Source organism: Lactobacillus gasseri ATCC 33323 = JCM 1131, assembly GCF_000014425.1.
Classification (GTDB): domain Bacteria; phylum Bacillota; class Bacilli; order Lactobacillales; family Lactobacillaceae; genus Lactobacillus; species Lactobacillus gasseri.
The window spans coordinates 1,579,947-1,597,351 of record NC_008530.1; the positions used below are offsets into that span (position 1 = coordinate 1,579,947).

The window sequence follows — 17,405 nt, forward strand, 5'->3', positions numbered from 1 at the left end:
ATGACTTCTCTTTAGTGCTCTCGCACTCTCCATCATCTTTCGCCTTCCTTAGAAAGGAGGTGATCCAGCCGCAGGTTCTCCTACGGCTACCTTGTTACGACTTCACCCTAATCATCTGTCCTACCTTAGACGGCTGACTCCTATAAAGGTTATCCCACCGGCTTTGGGTGTTACAGACTCTCATGGTGTGACGGGCGGTGTGTACAAGGCCCGGGAACGTATTCACCGCGGCGTGCTGATCCGCGATTACTAGCGATTCCAGCTTCGTGTAGGCGAGTTGCAGCCTACAGTCCGAACTGAGAACGGCTTTCAGAGATCCGCTTGCCTTCGCAGGTTCGCTTCTCGTTGTACCGTCCATTGTAGCACGTGTGTAGCCCAGGTCATAAGGGGCATGATGACTTGACGTCATCCCCACCTTCCTCCGGTTTGTCACCGGCAGTCTCATTAGAGTGCCCAACTTAATGATGGCAACTAATGACAAGGGTTGCGCTCGTTGCGGGACTTAACCCAACATCTCACGACACGAGCTGACGACAGCCATGCACCACCTGTCTCAGCGTCCCCGAAGGGAACACCTAATCTCTTAGGTTTGCACTGGATGTCAAGACCTGGTAAGGTTCTTCGCGTTGCTTCGAATTAAACCACATGCTCCACCGCTTGTGCGGGCCCCCGTCAATTCCTTTGAGTTTCAACCTTGCGGTCGTACTCCCCAGGCGGAGTGCTTAATGCGTTAGCTGCAGCACTGAGAGGCGGAAACCTCCCAACACTTAGCACTCATCGTTTACGGCATGGACTACCAGGGTATCTAATCCTGTTCGCTACCCATGCTTTCGAGCCTCAGCGTCAGTTGCAGACCAGAGAGCCGCCTTCGCCACTGGTGTTCTTCCATATATCTACGCATTCCACCGCTACACATGGAGTTCCACTCTCCTCTTCTGCACTCAAGTTCAACAGTTTCTGATGCAATTCTCCGGTTGAGCCGAAGGCTTTCACATCAGACTTATTGAACCGCCTGCACTCGCTTTACGCCCAATAAATCCGGACAACGCTTGCCACCTACGTATTACCGCGGCTGCTGGCACGTAGTTAGCCGTGACTTTCTAAGTAATTACCGTCAAATAAAGGCCAGTTACTACCTCTATCTTTCTTCACTACCAACAGAGCTTTACGAGCCGAAACCCTTCTTCACTCACGCGGCGTTGCTCCATCAGACTTGCGTCCATTGTGGAAGATTCCCTACTGCTGCCTCCCGTAGGAGTTTGGGCCGTGTCTCAGTCCCAATGTGGCCGATCAGTCTCTCAACTCGGCTATGCATCATTGCCTTGGTAAGCCGTTACCTTACCAACTAGCTAATGCACCGCAGGTCCATCCAAGAGTGATAGCAGAACCATCTTTTAAACTCTAGACATGCGTCTAGTGTTGTTATCCGGTATTAGCATCTGTTTCCAGGTGTTATCCCAGTCTCTTGGGCAGGTTACCCACGTGTTACTCACCCGTCCGCCGCTCGCTTGTATCTAGTTTCATCTGGTGCAAGCACCAAATTCATCTAGGCAAGCTCGCTCGACTTGCATGTATTAGGCACGCCGCCAGCGTTCGTCCTGAGCCAGGATCAAACTCTCATTTTCCTTCTTGAAAATGAGCTTTTTATCGTTTAGCTCTAAAACTTTCTTTGAGTTATCTCAAATTTATTGCTTGTGAATTGACTTCGCTTTTGTTTGGGATTTTTTATATCCCGCACACTTTCAGCGAAACTTTGTTCAGTTTTCAAGGTACTACCGTTGCCGTGTGACAACTTTTATATTATATCATGTCTCTTGAGCTTTGACAAGTTATTTTTCTTGCCCCTCATCTTTCTCAAATGACAGCTTTATAATATTATCATCTTTCTGCTCCCTTGACAAGCTCTTTGCTTGGCTTCCTGCCTCTGCTTCGCGCTTGCCTCAAACAGCATGTATTACTTTACAGACTTTTCTCCTTTTCGTCAACCCTTTTTTCTAAAAATTAGCAATATTTTTTTGGAGTGCTAATCTAGTGCTATCTTATCCTATGTCAAATAAAAAAAATGGTATTCCCACATCTTTTGATGTTTGAATACCATTTCCTTTTATATTTAAATTTTATTCACCAAATTTTGGTTCTTTAGTAATTACTTTCATACCATGCATGTATGGTTGTAATGCTTCGGGTACGTTTACAGTTCCATCTTCATTTTGGTAATTTTCTAAAATAGCTGCTACAGTTCTACCTACAGCTAGACCTGATCCATTCAAAGTATGAGCTAAATGAAGCTTACCATTTTCATCACGATAACGAATTAAGCTACGACGAGCTTGGAAATCTGTACAGTTTGAACAGCTTGAAATTTCACGATATTTATCTTGAGCTGGCATCCATACTTCAAGGTCATAAGTTTTAGCACTAGTAAAACTTGCATCCCCAGTTGAAAGGGCAACAACATGATATGGTAAGCCGAGCTTTTGAAGTAAATGTTCAGCATTATGCGTTAATTTTTCCAATTCATCCCATGAACTGTCTTCATCAACAATTTTTACCATTTCAACTTTTCTAAATTCGTGCATTCTAATCAATCCACGAGTGTCACGTCCTGCAGATCCCGCTTCACTTCTAAACGCTGGAGAGAATGCAGTAACATTAATTGGTAATTGCTTTGCATCTAAAATCTTGCCACGGAAGTAGTTAACTAATGGAACTTCTGCAGTTGGAATTAAAGTTAAATCACGTGGCTTATCAGGATCATCATTATCAACAATTGTATAAACATCTTCAGTGAATTTAGGGAATTGACCAGTTCCTTGCATAGAAGCATCATTTACCAAGTATGGTGGGATCACTTCAGTATAACCATCTTTAGTATTTTCATCTAAGAAGAAATTTGAAACTGCACGCTCAAGTAAGGCACCAGCACCTTTATAGTAAACAAAACGGGCGCCTGAAACCTTAGCAGCAGTATCCCAGTCTAAAATATTTAATTCAGTACCAATTTCCCAGTGAGGCTTTGGTTCAAAATCAAACTTAGTTGGTTCATTCCATTTACGAACCTCTTCGTTATAGCTTTCATCTGGTCCAATAGGATCTGAATCTGCTGGGAAGTTAGGTAAACGAAGTAAAATATACTTTTGTTTTTGAGTAAGGTCTTCTACTTCTTTATCTAAATCCTTAATTTCTTTTCCGACTTCACGCATTGTCTTAATAGCATCGCTGGCGTCTTCTTTATTACGCTTAGCTTGTGCAATTTGATCGGATACTTCATTACGCTTTTGCTTTAATTGCTCGCTCTTAGTTAAAGCCTCACGTCTTTCTTTATCAATAGCCACTAATTTGTCTAATTCTTCTGGCTTTATTCCACGTGTAGCTAATTTCTTCTTTGACCAGTCTAAATTCTCTCGAATTACCTTTATGTCTAACATATTTCCTCCTTAAAATAAAAAAAGCCAATTCATCCCTCTTACTGGGACGAATCGACTTACACGGTTCGCGGTACCACCCAAATTTGGTTAAAAATACCACACTCAAAAAAGCGATAACGGTGCTAACCGTGTAGAATTACCTACCCAATACTCGAAATCTGGAAACGACTTTTTACTCATTCACACCAGCCATGAGCTCTCTGAAATTAGTCTTAGGATTTCATGTTTATCTGCATTATATCATGCCAATCCTGTGGTGTTAACAAATAATATTTTTCTTGATAATTAAAAAGCGAAGAAATCATTGAATAATCAGTTGTATAAACATATCTAAAACCTAGTTTTTTTAGCAATCTTTGTGAGTTTTCATTAGAAACAAAGGTTCCGGCCCAAATTTGATTTTGGTGTAATTTTTCAAAAGCAAAATTGATTATCAGCTTCAAAGCCTCTGTCATTAATCCTTGATGCCAATAATTTTTATCTAATAAAAAGCCTAAATCTTTTGTCATCAATAAACCGTTATATTCATCTAATCCACGTTCATATAACTCAACTAATCCTATTAAGCGACTATTTTCTTTCAATACTATTCCATAACTATATGGCCTTTCCCTATATTGACAAATGCTTTTTTGAGCAGCAGTTAAATCTTCTAGATATTGATAACCAGCACTTTTATGATAAACACTATCTTGACCCCACTTGAGTAATGTGGGCGCATCCCTTGTCTCAATTTTTCTTAAAATAATTCGTTTACTTTCAAGCATTACTTGCCTACTAACTTTACTAACCATTTAGCGCCATAAACTAATCCCAAGCTATAAGCTGCAATTGTCCAAGGTTTTCCTAATAAAATTATCCATAAATATGTCGAAAATTTCATTTCAGTTAAACCAGCTATCATACAAAGAATATCGTCTGGCGCCATTGGCGCAATAATACACAAAGCAAAGAACCAATTAAATTTTTTCTGATTTGCTGTCCACTTCATGTATTTTTCATATGTTTTTTCAGAAACCAAATGCAAAATAAACGGACGACCATAATGTCTAGCTAAAAAGAATAAAATGATCGAGCCCAGACAAATTCCTACATAGTTATAAATAAATCCCCAGATTGGTCCAAAGAAGATAACTCCACCCAGCAATGAAACTCCACCCGGAATAATAGGAATCACAACTTGAATTATTTGAATTAAAGTAAAAATCAAGGGGCCAATGATCTGTTTATTTGCCAAATAAGCCTTCATTTTTTCCTGGCTTGTGAAAATTCCTAACCTATACCAATAAATACTTAGTAAAACTAGGATAATTGTAGTAACAATCGTCAAAATATTGATTAATTTACGACTCGTTTTAGTAGACATTTTTCTGCCCTCCTTGGTATGTTAAATTAATGATAACAAAAACAAGACAAAATAGGCGATTTAACCGATGAAATAAACTTAAATATAGGATGAATAAGATATGACTTATCGTTGACATTTATTCTATAATATTAGTGTGCTATAAAATAACTAAGAGGCTTAATTATGGTTGTTATAAAAAAAGACATAATTTACGACGAAACTAACAATTTGAAGACAGACATTTATTTTCCTAACAATACTAATTCACAAACCAAAATTCTAATCTTCTGGCATGGTGGGGGCTGGTTTGCTGGCTCAAAAAATGATGTTAAGGATCTTGGAATAAAATTAGCAAATGCAGGCTTTATGACTCTCATCCCTGACTATCGCTTGGCTCCAGACTTTACTTTTCCGGCTGCTCATCAAGACAGCAAAAAATTTGTGAAATGGTTACTAGAGTCAAATTATACCGATGAAGACGATCAACAAAATATCGTACAAATTGGTGCTAGTGTTGGTGGTACTTTAGCTATCTATGTTGCTGGACTATACGGTTTTCCTACTGTAACTTGGTCAGCATCTGTAGACTTTTCTAATTGGATGAAAAATCACCCTAACGTTATTCCTTCAAGATATGGAGCTAACGAATTAAAGCTTACTAATTTACATGATATTTTTGAATCATTTTATAAGTTCTTTGTATTGACGTACGCAGGTAAAGATAATCAAACTATTTACAAACAAATGGATGCAGAAAATTATGATCTTAGCAATTTAGGACGCTTAAAAATGATCAATTCTGCCCACGAACTTGTTCCATTAAACGGAATTTTAAAATTTGTCGACTTTTTGGCTAATCATGATCATGAAATTGAATTATTGATTATCAAAGGTAAGCGCCATGCAATGGACTATGCCAAGGACTACTTGGATGAATCTTTAGATTTTCTTTTTCAGACAATCAAGGAGTAAAAGAATGATTAATATTAACAAATTTATTTCCATTCGCAAAAAATTAGGTTTATCGCAGACTGAATTATGCAATGGCATTTGTACCCAATCTACATTAAGTAAATTTGAAAATAATGGTCGTATTCCGTCTTTAAAGATTTTAAATAGTCTCTGCGACCGTTTGAATATTAACGTAGCAGATATTATGGATGCAGATTCTAATAAAAAAAACATCTCATAAACTATTTGAAGCCGATTTTGCTGTCATTCAGCTTGATTTTCCAAAAGTAGCTCAAATTTTAGCTAGCATTAATAAAGATGAGTTAACACGTCAAGAAGACGTCCTTCATTATTTCTATCTACGTGGTCTTCTTGCCTTAAATCTTGATCATGCTGAGACTGATGCTCTGTATTACTTCAATTCAATTCTTGATGCAAACCTGTCAAAACAGAATAAGATCTATCATCTTCTTGCACTTAAAGGTTGTAGTCAAGTCTATGATTTACAAAATGATGTTGACAAAGCTCGCCATTACTATGACATCATCCTCTCCTCAATATCCAATGTTCAGCTCGATGATGAAGACTCACTACTACAATTTCTTTCTATTTTATGTAATGGCGGCGAATTTTATGGCCGAAACCAAGATTATGAACAGTCAAACAAACTATTAGAGATGGGATATGATTTATGCAAAAAACGTCATGTAATTTATTTTACCGCTCGCATCCTTTTTCAATTAGCTCAAAATAATATTGCAGAAAATGGCTCACAAGAACGGACTACTCAATATTTAAACGATTCAGCCGCTTTTGCTCGTTTAAACAATAATCATGTATTATTAGAAAAAATTAGTAAACTTGCGTAAATTAAATCACTTCTTTTATGTCTTACTAAAAAGAAGTGATTTTTATATACATCTAAGAGAAAGCGCTTTATAATAAAAATATATTGAAAAGAGGAAATTTTATGTCTAAATATGAATCTATTAATCCATATACTAATCAGCTGATTAAGAGTTACCCAGATGCTACTCAAGAAGAGATTGAGCAAGCACTTGATGCTGGAGAAAAATTATACTTAACTTGGCGTAATCAGCTTCCTGCTACTAGAAGTCAATTACTTCACCAAATAGCCAATAATTTCAAAAAGCATCGTGAAGAAATAGCTAAAACTATGACTTTAGAAATGGGAAAGCTATATCACGAATCACTTGAAGAAGTAGACTTATGTATCAATATTTGTAATTACTATGCTGAAAAAGCTCCTAAAATGCTAGAGCCTACTCCGCTAGAAACAAGTTTAGGGACTGCGTACTACTTAAAGCAATCAACAGGTATTATCATGGCTTGCGAGCCTTGGAATTTTCCACTTTATCAAGTAATTAGAGTATTTGCCCCTAACTTCATGGTCGGAAATCCCATCATCTTAAAACATGCACATAACGTTCCAGCTTCAGCTCAATTAACAGAAAAGATCATTCAAGAAGCTGGTGCTCCAAAAGCAAGTTTGCAAAACTTATTTTTATCTTATGCCCAAATTGGTGACGTAATTGCTGACAAACGTATTCAAGGAGTTGCTGTTACAGGTTCAGAACGTGGCGGAAGTAGCGTTGCTGAAGCAGCCGGCAAAAATATTAAAAAATCGACAATGGAATTAGGTGGAAATGACCCATTTATTGTTTTAGCTGATGCTGATTCTACGGTATTAAAAAATGTACTAAGTGAGGCTAGAACTTATAATTGTGGTCAAGTCTGCACTTCTTCTAAACGAATTATTGTTGTTGAATCACGCTACGACGAAGTAATGGATATTTTGCATCATACTTTTGCTAGTCTTAAACCAGGTAATCCATTAGATGAGAATACAAGTCTTGCACCAATGAATTCTCAAAAAGCAGCTGATAAATTAGCTGCACAAGTCAAAAAAGGAATTGAACATGGAGCAGAAGTTGTCTATCAATATCCAGAAATTAAAAGTACCGGTGCATTCTTCCGTCCAATGATTTTAACCAATATTGATCAAAACAATCCATTATTTGACGAAGAACTATTTGGGCCAGTGGCTGAAGTATTTAAGGTTAAAGATGAAGAAACAGCAATTGCACTAGCCAATAATTCAAGCTTTGGCTTAGGTTCAAGCGTTATTTCTGAAAATAAAGCTCATGCTCAAGAAGTAGCTAGTGAAATTGAAACTGGGATGACAGTAATCAACGGACGCTGGATTACAGCCCCAGAATTACCATTTGGCGGAGTTAAAAAATCTGGTTATGGTCGTGAATTGAGCGAACTAGGTTTAATGTCATTTGTAAATGAGCACTTAGTGATTGATGTTTCAAAATAATTTTCTAAACATATAAAAAAAGAATTGGATCAGATGATGACCCAATTCTTTTTAATTTTGTCTCATACTGCGAAATGCAACAACTGTTAAAAGAATACTTGATACAAATAATAAGTATGTAGAAACACCAAATGAGATTGCATTCGCTACAATCCTCTGAATTTCAACACTATTTGCTGCTGCATTATTAGTAATTCCTAAGGATGAACCAGCATTCATAAAGATTAATTCAATAGCACAAATTACTAAGACGATTGATTCGATTAAAGAAAGGAAGAAAACGATTCTCTTATTATTTTTACCATTCCTAATTGTCAAAATAATAATTGCAATTGGTACTCCAACTAAAAGAAGCCACATTCCATAACCAATCAAAAGATACTTACCATTAAATCTACCAATTGAAAGTAAGGCTTTTGAAATAGATAGAGTTTGATATCCTTGCATCATTCCTGAAGAGAATGGACCACTAAATACAAGTAGCAAATTTAAAACTGCAATTAAGACTACTCCCAATTGAGTTGCCGTTCTCTTTTGTTTAACAACCTTTTTTATTGCTTCTGGATCACGCCCCAATTTATTGTCAATCTTCTGTCGGTGAGCTTTTACACGATTCTCCCCTTCTTCAAAAGAATTAACCACATCAGAACCAACCTTATTAACATGCTCAGTTAATCGCTGATCAACAGTGTACTGTTCTGTTACTTTGCCTTTATTTTTATCACAAACTATAAACAACCAGATTAACAGTGCAAAGAAACAAGACCACCCTAATGATGGTGAAAAACTAGTCAAAATCAACAAAATAATTCCAACAACAAAGACAATCATTGAATTTACTTGAATCCAATTAATCATGCTAGCAATTGTAGAATTTTGCTTTTTTGGCTCAATCTTTTTAACAGAACGTGTTTCTTGCTTTTGACGATTATCAGAGCCTTCATTACGAGTTGGATTCTGCCCAGTAAAAAACTCATTTCTAAATTTTTCTAAATCAAAATGACAGTTAGGACACTGCTTATCAGTCGGCTTTACATCTTCACCACAATTTGGACATTTCATTTTTTATTCCCTCATAAACTTTTTTAGCTTATTATAGCATTTCAAGCAATTAAACTAAAAAGCAGAGACTGCTTACGCTGTTCTCTGCTTTTTTCTAGATGCCATTCTTACTAATAGCCAAGCAATAATAAATAGAATTGCAATACCAATTAAGGACCCAATTAGTTTTTTAGCATCCCCATTAAAGATTGCATCTCCGCCAAAAGCATATATAAAAGATGTAGGAAACATCCCCACAATTACTATTAACAAAAACTTATTTGCTGGCACATTTAATCTAGCTGCAGTGTAGTCAACTAACACACTCGGTATTACTGGCACCATGAAGCCTAGTGTCATTCCCAAGCTTGGATGTTTTTGTGCCATTAGCCAATTTAAAAACTTGTTTTTCTTAAATCGATGGGAAAAATCAACTCTTTTAATTAAACTCTCTACAATACAATTTCCTAAAATATTGCCAGCCCAGTTAATTGCTAATCCAATCCAAGGTCCGTAGCAAAGACCCGCTAAAATACAAAAAACTGAATTTGACATACCAGGAATAGCATTCAGAACTGTTATTAGTCCTAATAAAAATAGGCTATCACGTACTTCATGCTGGCGAATTAAGTAGAGTAATTTTGTTTTAGTATGACTATCAGGATGCATTAAAACATCAATTTCAGGACGATAGTCTCGGTAAAGTAAATAGAGTAAAATGATTGCGGATAAGATTCCGCAGGCGATAAATATTACTTTTCTCAATTTTTTTGTCATAATTTCACTCATCTATTTCAATTATACATAGTTATTAACTATATTTTTTCATTATTTAATATAATAAGCAAAAGCGATCCGTGCTCATTGGTTCTTATCTTTATCGTATTATAATAAGATAGATAAAGCCATTAAAGGAGAAAATTTTTATGACAGCAAAACTCATTTTTAGTGATATTGACGGCACGCTGATCACATCGGATGGTAATGTCTCGTCTAACACTATCGACGCCATCCGTAAACAAATTATCGCTGGTAACTTATTCATTCCCGTCTCTGCTCGCATGCCCAAAGGAATTATGAATGTCGTAGATAAAATCACCAACTTCTGTCCTATTATTGCCTATAACGGTGCGCTAGTGTTAGATGAAACGGGAAGACCTCTTAATTCTCAATTTTTTGATGCTGCAGAAGCAGTCCAATTAATTACTAAATTAGATGCTCTTAAAACAGAAGATCTTGCTTGGAATGTTTACAGCGGCTACAACTGGTTTTCTTCACTTAATAAGAATCCATTAGTTAAAAAAGAAGAAAAAATAGTTGGAGTTAAATCACTTCCGGTTTCTCTAGACCGAATAAAAGAATTAAAAGGCGTTCACAAGATGCTAATCATTGGAAAACCCGACACAATTGATAAAATCATCCCTACACTCCAATCTAATTTTCCTAAACTTGCTTTTGTTAAATCTGCACCCCATCTTTTAGAAATTATGCTTGCGAGTGCTTGGGCTTTTGGTGATAATTATAACGATGAGCCAATGCTTGAAGCTGTTGGGCATCCAATTTTAATGGGTAATGCACCAGAAGAGCTAAAGAAGAAATTAAATATTCCTGTAACTTTAGACAATAATCATGACGGTATTGCAGCTGTCTTAAATAAAATATCTAATTAATTTATATAAAGAAAAAAGATTGAAGTTTTATCCTAATCAAAAATAGGATAAACTTCAATCTTTTATTTTTAGAATATTAAATACTAGTCAGTATCTTTTTTATTCTTTTTTCTGCCTAATCCTTCATATGTAATCTTCATTGCAGCGGACATATTAATTGGAAGTAAGAATACCAAGAGTAATAATCCAATATCCACACATAATGCAACTTCGATTAAAGTTGGAACACCTGATGGAATTAAGGCTGCGAAAGTACCTCCAAGGATAATAGCAGCTGAAATTACTACAGTTCCGATTATGTCACAAGCTTGAAGCATCTTCTCGCTTGTAGTCCAGCCTGGGTTTACTTCTCCTAATTCACGATAACGCATCATCAAGAAGATTGAGTAGTCAACACCTAAGGCAACGATCATGATAAAGCTAAAGAATGGAGTGTTCCAAGCTAATAATGATCTGCCTAATAAGGCATGGACTAACCATTGGTTGATAGATAGAGAAGTTAAGTAAGCAATTACTAAAGTACCTAAGATAAATAATGGTTGCAAGACTGATCTAGTAACAAAGATCAAAGCAATTCCGATACCTACCAACATAATAATTGCAGTTCTTAAGAAGTCGCTGCTTGCAGTTTCTTGAGTATCGTAAATCTTTTCGGATTGTCCACCCATAGCAATAGTTGAGCTTTGAAGGCTGGTACCCTTCACTGACTTCTTAACCATGTTGCTGAGTTCATGAGCTTTCTTTGCCCCTTCAGTTGAAGCTGGGTCTAATTTCAAGATAATGATAATCTTAGTAGACTTCAAATCAGAACTCATGTAGTTATCAAGAGCTGGTTTAAAGGTTGATGAATGAATCATCTTAGCTGGGATGTAGAAAGTCTTACCTGCAGCTGAATCTGCTAAACCAGTCAAGTATTCTTGACCTTCACCTAAACCGCTATTTACTTTATCAATTCCAGCAGTAATCTTTGGATTATTTGATGCAATTTGACCGGCACCATTTGCTAATTGACTTGCACCGCCATTAAGTTGACCAATACCGTTTGCTAATTGACCAGATCCACCGTTAAGTTGACCAGCACCACTTGCTAATTGGCCGGCACCACCGTTTAGTTGATCGATACCATTAGCTAATTGGTTAGTTCCGCTTAGGCCAGCTTGTAAGCCAGTATTCAATTGACCAGCACCGTTTGCTAATTGGCCTGCACCGTTTGCAAGTTGACTAGAACCAGATACACCAGCTTGTAAACCTGTTGCAAGTTGGCCGGCACCGTTGTTTAAGCGAGCTGCGCCGTCGTTTAAGCGACTCGCTCCTGCTGCACCTTGAGCAACAGCACTTTGAACTTGAGTTAATCCTGAACTTAATTGATTCAAAGCAGTCGTAGCACCTGGTAAAGCTTTATTTGATGCATTTGCTAAAGTATTTACTTCTTGTTTTAATGTTGCTACTTGGCTCATCATACCTTGTAGGTTTTGCAAAGTAGCCCCAACACTACTTGCTGATTGACCAAGTTTCTTATCTGCTTCACCAGCTGCTTGAATATTACCAGCTACACTCTTCAAGCTTGAAGTAAGAGCTTGAGATTTTTGACTAGAAGCAGATTCGACTTTACCTAAAATCTGATTAAGAGCTACACTCATTGCTTGCTTTTGTTGGTCATTCAACTTAGCACTATCCATAGCCTGAGCATAAGCTTGAGTTAATTCAGCCTTTTCACTATCACTAAGACCAGTGGCGCCAGAGCTTTGTAATCCCTTTAAAGTATTACCAGCCTGAGTCAAATTATCTCCAATAGTTTTTGCTTGTGTACCAACATCGGTTAAGCTAGCTCGTAAACTTGCTGTATCAACTGAATTTGACTTACCTAAAGCCTGATTTAGTTTTTGAATACCACTATTAATCTTAGGTAGTCCTTGTTGCAATGCTAATAATTGAGCTTTATTAGCATTACTCATTTGACCAGATAATTGAGCACTCATAGTATTCAAGCCGTCTACTAACGCTTGAGTACCGTCTTGTAAACTAGCAGTACCACTTTGTAAGCTTACAGCACCATTCACTAACTTAATCGTACCGTTCTCAAGTTGCACCGCACCTTGTTGTAAGTTCAAAGTACCACTCTCTAAACGACCAGCGCCAGTTGCTAACTGCATAGTTCCAGCTCTAAGTGCATTAGCTCCAGTTTGCAAACGATTAGTTCCACTTGCTAATTGATTTGCACCAGTTTGTAAACGTCCAGCACCAGCTTGCAACTGATTTGCACCACTTTGAAGACGGCCAGTACCATTAGAAAGTTGATTTGCACCATTCTGTAATTGAACAGCACCATTAGTGATTTGCTTGCTACCGTTACTTAAAGTGCCCAAACCATTTCTAGCTGTATTAACACCTGAATTAACAGTTCCTAACTGATTATCAACGTAAAGACGTTTAATAGACTTACCATTTGGTTCAGTTACTGATGAAGCAAATTTTACATCTGGATCAGCTTGAATCTTCTTAACAAGCTGATCAATTTCTTTCAAGCTCTTTTCATTATCGAGCTTATGACCACTTTGAATATATAAGGTTGAGTATTCTGGCGTACCTTCAGAGAAGTGATCTTGTAATAATAGCAAACCAGCCTTTGAAGGAGTAGAGTCAGAAATTTCATCTGCATCGTTATAGTTCAAGTTATTTGAATAGAATAAGCAGAATGGTAAAACCACAACCGCCATCACAACTAAGTAAATAATTGGATGAGTTAAGCTTCCCTTAGAAAGAGCGTGCCATAATTTAGAATTACTTTCGCCTTCAAAATTCTTAACTGGCCAGAATAATTTCTTACCTAAAACAGCCATAAAGAATGGGTTTAAAGTCAAAAGTACAACTAATAAAACAGCAACACCAACAGCAACGCCAACAGCTGATTGGTAAATTGAGAATTTAGCTAGTCCTAAAGCACTAAATCCAATTAAAATTGAAGATCCAGAATAAAGAATGGTCTTACCAGCTTTACGCAAGGCATCATTTGTCGCATCGTGGTTCGACATCCCCTTACTCAAGTTCTCTTTAAACTTATCATACAGCAGGATATTGTAGTCGGTCCCAATACCAAATAGAACAATAACCATGAAGACTTGAGTAAAGTTTGAAAATGGAAAGTTAAACTTCTCTACTAAATTAGTAACAATTGAAAATGAAGTAATAAATGAAACTCCAACTGTCAATAATGAAATTATTGGTACAATTGGTGACTTAAATACAATTACTAAAACAATAAAAATAAAGAAGATAGTAATTAATTCAGTCTTTTTAATACCTTCCTGAACTGAAGCCGAGAAGTCATCTTCAAGAATTCTTACCCCAGTTACATACGTTCTAATTCCAGACGTTTTAACTGCTTTAGTTAAGGCCTTATTAACATTAGATACAGTTGAATGATCATTTGCAATATTCAATTGCACAATTTCAGTTGTTTTATCTTTTGAAATTAATTGTGCTTTTGCAGCGTAATTATCATTCGGGGTCATCATTGACTTAATACCCAGCTTTTTCTTATTATCTTTCAAAAAGCGAATGGTATTATCAATTTTCTCCTTATCACTTGAGGTTAATTTTCCATGTTTTTTGTTAAAAACAACCCCTACAACATAAGTATTATCTTGCCCGTGTCCCCACTTACTTTCGATGTTTGTCGCAATTGAGCTTTGAACATCTTCAGGCAGTGAAATTTCCGAATGCTGACGCGTTAAAGCATCTACATCTGGCAATGAAAAGATCGCAATCAGTAGAATTGCAATCCACGCTACCAAAGCACCAAGATGGTTTTTCAGTAATTTCATGTATACTTTCCTTTCCTCTATTTTGTACCTTCAACTTGAAGTTTTGGCGCTACAAGTCGCAAAAGCATCTCATGGTAATTATCATCAGCTTCTTTTTCTGTTTCATCGATCACATAACGATCTAAAAAAACATATCCCAAGACTGCTCCCAGCAAACTGTGCAGGGAAACGATATTCTTATTATCTACATCAAGTTTTTCTCCTAGTTCTACTATCTTCATAACTTCTTCGTGAATTTGTTCATTTTGAACATATTCATTTAATCCACAGTAAATTCCAGAAATTGCTTTATCATGTAGCAAAAAATCTCGTATCTCATCTGCAAATCTAAACAAAGCATCTAAGCCTGAATGACCTATTACCTTTTTCATTAAATACTGGCGCAAAACTTGTAGTCTGTTCACACAAACTAAAACTAATAGATCATTACGGTTAGCAACATAATGATATAAAGACTGAGATCTAATGCCTAATGCCTTTGCTAAGGCTGGCATTGTTAATTCACTTAGTCCCTTATCACTAATGATTGCTATTGCTTGATCAATTACTTTTGAGCGGTCTAAAGCTCTTTTTTTAGCCAAGATAATCACCTTCTTTTTGTGTACTCATATACTTTAACACGACAACCTGTAGAAAACAATCTACAACGTGTAGAAATTTATCTACTTTTTTAGCAAAAAGAAAAAGGAGCTATAAAACTCCTTCAACACAGTTATTTTTGTTTAATTATCCAATTATTAATCGCATCCCCAATTTTAGCTAAATCAGCATCTTCCTCGCTAACCATTGCCATTGCATATGTTTTGCCGTTTTCCTGAATTAAGGCTGCACCCTGTTTTTTATCAGCTATTTTATAAACAACACCATTAATATTTTTAGCTAATCCTTTCTCAGGAAAATTAGCTAATTGACCTAAAATTTGATTATCAATATCAGTGCCTAACACTTTTCCCTGATATAGTTTCTGCATAGTTGTAACTAAATCATTGCTACTTGTTTTCCCGGCAAAATCCTTACCAAAATTTTCTGTAATTTCAGTCTTGCTTGCGCCAAATGCTTTTGCAGTTTCATTTACTTTGTCTTTTCCAATTTTATTTAAGATGATATTAGCTGCATTATTATTCTGCTGCCGCATCATTAAATCTAGCAAGTAAGTATAAGAATAGGCCATATCAGCCTTCAATACTTTATCTCCACCGTTTAAATCACTTGATTTAACTTTATATGGATTAGCAGAATTTAAGCTTTTGTCTTGAACTGCCTTGTAATAAGCAAGTAAGACATATAATTTCAAGACGCTACCTGCATTTAAACTATCTTGACTAGTATTAGTTAAATCGGCAAAAACCTTAGTACTATTCAAGTCTTTTACGCTTATTTGATAATTTCCTTGAACGTTTGAACTTGCCTTAACAATAGCCTTAGCTAATTTTTTATTACTATTTTTTGAAATAGCAGCTTCGCCAATCTCGCTTTCTCCATTAGTTAAACGAGTCTGCTTACTGCCTTCTTTCATTTTACTTTTTTGAGCTACTTTCGCTGTCGAGTTTCCGTATATCTCCAAAGTTTGCGTCTTCATATGATTTATGCTTGTCATATAAAAAGCTAAAGCACAAAAGGATGACAAAATTGCTCCTAAAAAGATTTTATTTTCCATTAAAATTCTCCTTAATTACATATTTTTATTTTATCATGCTATTTAGTAAAAATGCTTCAAAGATAAGGATTAATATATTTCTTACCTATCTTTTTATTTAAGCAGGATCAGTTGAATGCGTTCACAAATTGATTTTTTTTTAGTACAATAATTCCAGTATTAATATTTACAGTGAGGGATAATTAATTATGTTGAAATATATGATTGGTATTGACGCAGGTGGTACGCACTCTACGGCAATCGCTTATGATGAAAATGGTAAAGAATTAGGTCGTGCAGAATCTGGCCCAGGTCAAATCAACAACGACTACGAACTTGGTATTAAAAATATCGCTCAAGCAGTTAATGAATTGCGTGATAAGATTGATGGCGATTGTATCAAAGTTTTAGCCGGAATCGCTGGTTTATCAGTTGTTGGTAATGCTCCTGAAGTTGCAGCAACCATTTCTTCAATGGTTGGTAATATTCCAACTCGTGCTATTACCGACTCACTTCTTGCTCTCTACAATGGTCTTGAAGGAGCAGATGGTGCTTTAGTTATTGCTGGTACTGGATCTGTTGTTAACGGTCGTCAAAATGGCTCTTTAATTGCCGTTGGTGGTTACGGTTCCTTACTTGGAGATGAAGGTAGTGGCTACGCTATTACCAAGGCTGCCCTTCAATCTGCTCTTCTTAGCTGGGACAAGCGCGAAAAGAATTCTTTAATTGACTTATTTGTAAAAGAATTTAATGTTGACAACATGGGGGAAGTTCCCGCTAAGTTTTACAGCTTGACTAGTCCAGAAGTTGCTTCAAAAGCTGTCAAAGTTGCTAAATTAGCAGATAGTGGTGACGAAGACGCTCGTAAGATTATTGCCGATCAAGCTCATCTTCTAGCACGCGACATTATTATGTGTTTAGACCGTTACGAAGATCCTAAACCAATGCGTATCGCTTTAACTGGTTCAGTTCTTTCAAATAATGCTATGATGCGTTCTTACATGGAAGCTGAAGTTAAAGAAAAATACCCAGATGCAGTATTTAGCGTTTCAAACGGTGAAAATGCACGTGGCGTAATTTTTGACAAGAGTAAAGACTACCGCTACTTCACTAACCATAACGATGATGAATAATTAAAAGTTAAAAAGACCTCGGAATTCTAC

General features: G+C 36.4%; 12 protein-coding genes, 1 rRNA gene and 1 pseudogene. 5 read left to right on the forward strand and 9 right to left on the reverse strand.

Annotated features, from left to right (window positions below):
• Positions 1-52 precede the first annotated feature (52 nt).
• The 4 genes from LGAS_RS07970 to LGAS_RS07985 all read right to left on the reverse strand — a co-directional run bounded on the left by LGAS_RS07970 (position 53) and on the right by LGAS_RS07985 (position 4,794).
• A 16S ribosomal RNA gene (locus LGAS_RS07970) occupies positions 53-1,625 on the reverse strand.
• Between the two features lie 492 nt (positions 1,626-2,117).
• A complete protein-coding gene (gene serS, locus LGAS_RS07975) occupies positions 2,118-3,428 on the reverse strand; it encodes a serine--tRNA ligase (protein WP_003646807.1) in 1,311 nt (436 codons plus the stop codon).
• A 212-nt stretch (positions 3,429-3,640) separates the two neighbouring features.
• Positions 3,641-4,195: a GNAT family N-acetyltransferase gene (locus LGAS_RS07980; RefSeq protein WP_003656030.1), complete on the reverse strand. Its 555-nt coding sequence runs from the start codon at positions 4,193-4,195 to the stop codon at positions 3,641-3,643.
• On the reverse strand, positions 4,195-4,794 hold the full coding sequence (locus LGAS_RS07985) for a TVP38/TMEM64 family protein (protein ID WP_003646806.1): 600 nt from the start codon (positions 4,792-4,794) through the stop codon (positions 4,195-4,197). Before LGAS_RS07985 ends, LGAS_RS07980 begins: the two co-directional genes overlap by 1 nt.
• A 165-nt stretch (positions 4,795-4,959) precedes the next feature.
• Here LGAS_RS07985 and LGAS_RS07990 point away from each other — a divergent pair, with 165 nt between their 5' ends.
• From LGAS_RS07990 to LGAS_RS08000, 3 genes and pseudogenes are all read left to right on the forward strand, one after another.
• Positions 4,960-5,748, forward strand: a complete 789-nt coding sequence (locus LGAS_RS07990) for an alpha/beta hydrolase fold domain-containing protein (RefSeq protein ID WP_003646805.1) — start codon at positions 4,960-4,962, stop codon at positions 5,746-5,748.
• 4 nt (positions 5,749-5,752) lie between these two features.
• Positions 5,753-6,596 (forward strand): annotated as a pseudogene (locus LGAS_RS07995) (helix-turn-helix domain-containing protein).
• A 101-nt stretch (positions 6,597-6,697) separates the two neighbouring features.
• Entirely contained in the window at positions 6,698-8,071 is a 1,374-nt protein-coding gene (locus LGAS_RS08000) for an NAD-dependent succinate-semialdehyde dehydrogenase (RefSeq protein ID WP_003650883.1), read from the forward strand.
• A 51-nt stretch (positions 8,072-8,122) separates the two neighbouring features.
• Here LGAS_RS08000 and LGAS_RS08005 read toward each other — a convergent pair whose 3' ends face one another.
• Together LGAS_RS08005 and LGAS_RS08010 are read right to left on the reverse strand one after the other, a co-directional pair.
• Entirely contained in the window at positions 8,123-9,133 is a 1,011-nt protein-coding gene (locus LGAS_RS08005; RefSeq protein ID WP_003646802.1) for a zinc-ribbon domain-containing protein, read from the reverse strand.
• Between the two features lie 72 nt (positions 9,134-9,205).
• The gene (locus LGAS_RS08010; RefSeq protein WP_003656034.1) at positions 9,206-9,889 is read right to left on the reverse strand and encodes a TVP38/TMEM64 family protein; all 684 of its coding nucleotides are present in this window, start codon (positions 9,887-9,889) and stop codon (positions 9,206-9,208) included.
• A gap of 149 nt (positions 9,890-10,038) precedes the next feature.
• On the opposite strand from LGAS_RS08010, the gene LGAS_RS08015 reads away from it, so the two are divergent.
• On the forward strand, positions 10,039-10,782 hold the full coding sequence (locus LGAS_RS08015; RefSeq protein WP_003646800.1) for a Cof-type HAD-IIB family hydrolase: 744 nt from the start codon (positions 10,039-10,041) through the stop codon (positions 10,780-10,782).
• Between the two features lie 83 nt (positions 10,783-10,865).
• On the opposite strand, the gene LGAS_RS08020 is transcribed toward LGAS_RS08015, so the two are convergent.
• The 3 genes from LGAS_RS08020 to LGAS_RS08030 all read right to left on the reverse strand — a co-directional run bounded on the left by LGAS_RS08020 (position 10,866) and on the right by LGAS_RS08030 (position 16,263).
• Complete coding sequence (locus LGAS_RS08020) at positions 10,866-14,606, reverse strand: MMPL family transporter (RefSeq protein WP_003656035.1); 3,741 nt, start codon at positions 14,604-14,606, stop codon at positions 10,866-10,868.
• Between the two features lie 17 nt (positions 14,607-14,623).
• On the reverse strand, positions 14,624-15,187 hold the full coding sequence (locus LGAS_RS08025; protein ID WP_003651915.1) for a TetR/AcrR family transcriptional regulator: 564 nt from the start codon (positions 15,185-15,187) through the stop codon (positions 14,624-14,626).
• A 131-nt stretch (positions 15,188-15,318) separates the two neighbouring features.
• Positions 15,319-16,263 carry a serine hydrolase gene (locus LGAS_RS08030; protein WP_003646796.1) on the reverse strand — a complete coding sequence of 315 codons (945 nt, stop codon included), beginning with the start codon at positions 16,261-16,263 and terminating at the stop codon, positions 15,319-15,321.
• 188 nt (positions 16,264-16,451) lie between these two features.
• On the opposite strand from LGAS_RS08030, the gene LGAS_RS08035 reads away from it, so the two are divergent.
• Positions 16,452-17,375: a BadF/BadG/BcrA/BcrD ATPase family protein gene (locus LGAS_RS08035; RefSeq protein ID WP_003646795.1), complete on the forward strand. Its 924-nt coding sequence runs from the start codon at positions 16,452-16,454 to the stop codon at positions 17,373-17,375.
• The last annotated feature ends 30 nt before the right edge of the window (positions 17,376-17,405 follow it).

Bases quoted from the DNA above. Each gene is read 5' to 3' on its own strand.
- LGAS_RS08010 (WP_003656034.1), bottom strand. From the start codon at position 9,889: ATGACAAAAAAATTGAGAAAAGTAATATTTATCGCCTGCGGAATCTTA.
- LGAS_RS08015 (WP_003646800.1), top strand. From the start codon at position 10,039: ATGACAGCAAAACTCATTTTTAGTGATATTGACGGCACGCTGATCACA.
- LGAS_RS07980 (WP_003656030.1), bottom strand. From the start codon at position 4,195: ATGCTTGAAAGTAAACGAATTATTTTAAGAAAAATTGAGACAAGGGAT.
- serS (WP_003646807.1), bottom strand. From the start codon at position 3,428: ATGTTAGACATAAAGGTAATTCGAGAGAATTTAGACTGGTCAAAGAAG.
- LGAS_RS08035 (WP_003646795.1), top strand. From the start codon at position 16,452: ATGTTGAAATATATGATTGGTATTGACGCAGGTGGTACGCACTCTACG.
- LGAS_RS07985 (WP_003646806.1), bottom strand. From the start codon at position 4,794: ATGTCTACTAAAACGAGTCGTAAATTAATCAATATTTTGACGATTGTT.
- LGAS_RS08005 (WP_003646802.1), bottom strand. From the start codon at position 9,133: ATGAAATGTCCAAATTGTGGTGAAGATGTAAAGCCGACTGATAAGCAG.
- LGAS_RS07990 (WP_003646805.1), top strand. From the start codon at position 4,960: ATGGTTGTTATAAAAAAAGACATAATTTACGACGAAACTAACAATTTG.
- LGAS_RS08020 (WP_003656035.1), bottom strand. From the start codon at position 14,606: ATGAAATTACTGAAAAACCATCTTGGTGCTTTGGTAGCGTGGATTGCA.
- LGAS_RS08000 (WP_003650883.1), top strand. From the start codon at position 6,698: ATGTCTAAATATGAATCTATTAATCCATATACTAATCAGCTGATTAAG.
- LGAS_RS08030 (WP_003646796.1), bottom strand. From the start codon at position 16,263: ATGGAAAATAAAATCTTTTTAGGAGCAATTTTGTCATCCTTTTGTGCT.